The following is a 3842-nucleotide window of genomic DNA, read 5'->3' on the forward strand; positions in this document are numbered from 1 at the left end:
GACGGGCGCTGCAAATGCCCTGGAGGCAGTCAATTGGGGGAGTCATGAGAGTTGCACATCTCATCGTCGCTGGTGCCTTGGCCGTCGTGCAGGCCGCGCAGCCGGCGTTTGCCGCGTCGTGCGGTGGCTGGAGCGCCAAGATGGAGGAAGACGAGGGCGGCAGCGTGCTGACGGCTTCGGTCTGCGGCGGGCCGAAAGGCGATGCGCATATGATGCTCACCTGTTTCGACACGCCGGTGCTGAGCTACGATCTCGGTGCCGCCGGCCAGCTGCTGGAACCTGGCATCAGCGGTTCGTTCGCGTTCAAGGCCGACGGCAAGACGGTAACGAAGACACTGCAGCTGGAGGCCATGTACAACTACTTCGTGGTCAATCTGGCGAAAGCCGATCCGCTGTTCGACCTGCTGCGCGGGAAGGGCGATGTGTCGGTCAGTTCAGCCAAATATGGCGAGATCAGCTTTCCGCTGAAGGGCTCCAGCGCGGCCATCGGCAAGGTGCTGGCGCAGTGCGGCAAGGCCGGGCCAGCGAATGGGAATTGACGGGGCTCTACAGTTCGATGCCGGCGCACCAATGAGGCGGTTCTCGTTGGCTCACCGGGCTTGCTGCCGAACCACCCCACCCAGTCGCACCGTCGCGGCCATCAACTCCTCGTCCGAAAACCCCGAAAAACCCAGCACCAGACCTTGCCGGGGCGCCCCGCCGATGAACATTGAGGACAAGGCCCTGGCGCCGACACCCGCCGCCTTCGCCGCCTCGACGATCGCGGTGTCCGGCCCGGCGTCCTTCAGCGTCGCCATCAAATGCAACCCCTGTTCGGGCACGGTTACTTCGAGGGCATCGCCGCAATGCGCCTCGAGGCCGGCGACCAGGACGTCGCGCGCGGCCTGGACGCGGCGGCGCACGCGCCGGAGATGCGCGGCGAAATGGCCTTCGTTCAACAGGTCGGTCAGCGCGCCTTCGGCCAGCGTCGAGGGGAAGCGGTCGGAGCGCGCCCTGACCGCCATCACGGCATCGAGCAGCGCTTCGGGCACCACGACATAGCCGATGCGCAGGCCGGGGAAGAGGATTTTCGAGAAGGTGCCGAGATAGGCGACACGGTCTGAACCGTCCATGCCCTGCAGCGAGGTCAGCGGCGGGCCGGCATAGCGGAACTCGCTGTCGTAGTCGTCCTCGATGATCCAGGCATCGTTGCGCCGAGCCCAGTCGAGCAAAGCGAGACGGCGGCGCATCGTCATCGTCACGCCGAGCGGATATTGATGCGAGGGCGTGACATAGGCCGCGCGCGCCTTGGAGCACAGGCTTTCGCCGATCTCGGGATCGAGCCCTTCCGCGTCGACCGGTACCCCAAAAACCCTGGCGCCGCTGCCGGCCAGCACGGCCTGCGCCATGGGATAGCAGGGGTTTTCGATCCAGACGGCATCGCCGGGGCTGAGCGCGGCGCGCACCAGAAGATCCAGCCCCTGCTGCGTGCCCGAAGTCAGCACGATCTGGCCGGCATCGCAGCGCACGCCGCGTGCGGTCCTGAGATAGGTGGCAATTGCCGTGCGCAGCGGCAGGCCGCCGCGCGGATCGCCATAGCGGAAATGCTCCGGCCCGGGGCGAGCGAGGTGGCGCGACAGAAGGATGCGAAACAAATTAAGCGTGCGCGGATCGGACACCGCCACGCCAAGGCCGCAAGGCAGCGAGGTGGCGGCATCGATCTCGGGTGGCCGTGGCTTGACCAGTGTTGTCGGCAGATGCGGCACGTCAGGCGCGACGAAGGTTCCGGCACCGATCCTGGCGACGGCGAAGCCTTCCGAGACCAGCATTTCAAAACAGGCAACCGCCGCCGAACGCGATAGGCCGAAGCGCTGTGCGAGATCCCGGGTGGTCGGCAATTTGGCCCCGGCGGCCAGCGCGCCGGTCTCGATCAGCCGCCTGAGCGCCGCATAAAGCTCGCGGCTGCGCGGGCCGTCGCCCGGGAGGACCGGGATCAGCGCCGACCAATCCGGCAAATTGGTCTGTTTTTTCTTCATCGGATTGGTTCTTTTATCAACCAATGTCATGGCGCATGGTTGGCAGACAACAACCAAGGATGCAAGCCGTGAACGACACGCCAGCCAGCTTTCCGACCACCAGCCGCAACCGCGTCAAGCGCCTGCACGAGCGCGGCAGCTACGACCATGCGGCAGTCTTCGCGGTGCTGGATGCCGGGCTGCTGTGCCATGTCGCCTATACGTTCGACGGCCAGCCCTATTGCACGCCGACCATCCACTGGCGCGAGGACGACATGCTCTACTGGCACGGCTCGTCGGCCAGCCGCATGCTGCGCAATCTGCGCGGCGGCACGCCGGCGTGTCTGACGGTGTCGCATCTCGACGGGCTGGTGCTGGCGCGCTCGGGCTTCAACCATTCCGCCAATTACCGCTCGGCAATGTGTTTCGGTACAGCGCGGATCATCGACGAACCTGATGAGAAACTGAAGGCGCTGGCCGGAGTCGTCGACCGCTTCTATCCCGGCCGGAGCGAGACCTTGCGGCCGATCTCGGTGCAGGAGGCCAAGGCGACGACGGTGATCGGCATGCGCATCGAGGAGGCATCGGCCAAAGTGCGCGCCAAGGGCGTCGGCGACGACGAGGAGGATTACGGGCATCCGGTGTGGGCCGGCGTCATCCCGGTGCGGATGGTGGTCGGCGCCGCCGAGCCGTGTCCGAGGCTGCTGCCTGACATGGAGCGGCCGCAGAATCTGGCTGGATATGCCGAGGGCGAAAGGCTGGATCGGGCGCTGACGCAGGCGCAACTGACGTATGAGGGCGAGCTGTAGCCAGCAAAGTTAGCGCTGCCCCTCATTGTCCTGCCGGACATTTCTCCCCGTATAGTGACGGGGAGAAAGGGGCCGGCCGCCACGTTGGCGCTTTTTCTGCGACGCTGGCGATTTGGCGAAATCATCTGACACAGCGTCCTTCTCCCCGTCACTATACGGGGAGAAGATGCCGGCAGGCAGATGAGGGGCGGCACCAGCGCCCGGTGGAGAGCATATTCAAATCTTGCGGCCACCAGTGCCTCGCGATATCTCGACACCATGATCACCTTCCGCCGTGCGCAGGCCTCCGACCTGCCTGACATCATCGCCATGCTGGCCGACGATCCGCTTGGCGCCGGCCGCGAGGACGCTTCCATGCCGCTGGCCCAAGGCTATGTCGATGCTTTCAACGCCATCGACGCCGATCCCAATCAGCTGCTGGCGGTGACTGTCGACGGGGCCGAAGTGATCGGTACCTTGCAGATTTCTTTCCTTGCCGGGCTCTCGCGCAAAGGCGCCTGGCGCGGCCAGATCGAGGCGGTTCGGGTTGCCGGCCACAGGCGCTCGGACGGCATCGGCAGGCAGATGATCGTATGGGCGATCGACGCGTGCCGGGCGCGGGGCTGCAGCCTCGTCCAACTGACCACCGACAAGGGGCGGGCGGACGCGCACCGTTTCTACGAAAGCCTCGGCTTCACCGGCAGCCATCTCGGCTACAAGAAGAGCCTTTAGGCGGACGGAAACCGCTGCACATTTTTTGTGGAACTGCTCGCGGCGTTCGAGCAGTGCGCCCGCGCTGGCGCATTCGGGAAATCGTTCAGGCACACTTCAATTCGCGGCCAAGAGGGGATATAGGTCAGCCAAGTTGACCTATATTGCAGCGTTTGGGGAGGCGTGTCGTGACCCTTATGAATCTGTTGGCTTCGCGCTCGTCGCGCATGAAAGCGTCCGAAATCCGCGAGCTCCTGAAGCTGCTCGACCAGCCGGACATCATCTCGTTCGCCGGCGGTATTCCCGATCCGGCGTTGTTCCCGGCCGAGGCGATCCGTGACGCCTATGC

At 65.2% G+C, this 3842-nt stretch carries 4 protein-coding genes and 1 pseudogene; 4 read left to right on the forward strand and 1 reads right to left on the reverse strand.

All coding sequences use genetic code 11. The annotated features are described in order from the left end of the window. Nucleotides 1-44 precede the first annotated feature (44 nt). A complete protein-coding gene (locus EN893_RS23095; RefSeq protein ID WP_236382752.1) occupies nucleotides 45-539 on the forward strand; it encodes a hypothetical protein in 495 nt (164 codons plus the stop codon). 51 nt (nucleotides 540-590) lie between these two features. On the opposite strand, the gene EN893_RS23100 is transcribed toward EN893_RS23095, so the two are convergent. Then, nucleotides 591-2015: a PLP-dependent aminotransferase family protein gene (locus tag EN893_RS23100; protein WP_127272052.1), complete on the reverse strand. Its 1425-nt coding sequence runs from the start codon at nucleotides 2013-2015 to the stop codon at nucleotides 591-593. Nucleotides 2016-2050: 35 nt separating this feature from the next. On the opposite strand from EN893_RS23100, the gene EN893_RS23105 reads away from it, so the two are divergent. From EN893_RS23105 to EN893_RS39420, 3 genes and pseudogenes are all read left to right on the forward strand, one after another. Further along, a complete protein-coding gene (locus EN893_RS23105) occupies nucleotides 2051-2803 on the forward strand; it encodes a pyridoxamine 5'-phosphate oxidase family protein (RefSeq protein ID WP_164748791.1) in 753 nt (250 codons plus the stop codon). A gap of 258 nt (nucleotides 2804-3061) precedes the next feature. Beyond that, nucleotides 3062-3514, forward strand: a complete 453-nt coding sequence (locus EN893_RS23115) for a GNAT family N-acetyltransferase (RefSeq protein WP_127272036.1) — start codon at nucleotides 3062-3064, stop codon at nucleotides 3512-3514. Nucleotides 3515-3690: 176 nt separating this feature from the next. Further along, nucleotides 3691-3842 (forward strand): annotated as a pseudogene (locus EN893_RS39420) (PLP-dependent aminotransferase family protein); the annotation flags it as partial.

Source organism: Mesorhizobium sp. M7A.F.Ca.CA.004.04.2.1, assembly GCF_004022825.1.
Taxonomy (GTDB): domain Bacteria; phylum Pseudomonadota; class Alphaproteobacteria; order Rhizobiales; family Rhizobiaceae; genus Mesorhizobium.

Coding starts and splice junctions, on each gene's coding strand:
- EN893_RS23095 (WP_236382752.1), top strand. CDS start 45: ATGAGAGTTGCACATCTCATCGTCGCTGGTGCCTTGGCCGTCGTGCAG.
- EN893_RS23100 (WP_127272052.1), bottom strand. CDS start 2,015: ATGAAGAAAAAACAGACCAATTTGCCGGATTGGTCGGCGCTGATCCCG.
- EN893_RS23105 (WP_164748791.1), top strand. CDS start 2,051: ATGGTTGGCAGACAACAACCAAGGATGCAAGCCGTGAACGACACGCCA.
- EN893_RS23115 (WP_127272036.1), top strand. CDS start 3,062: ATGATCACCTTCCGCCGTGCGCAGGCCTCCGACCTGCCTGACATCATC.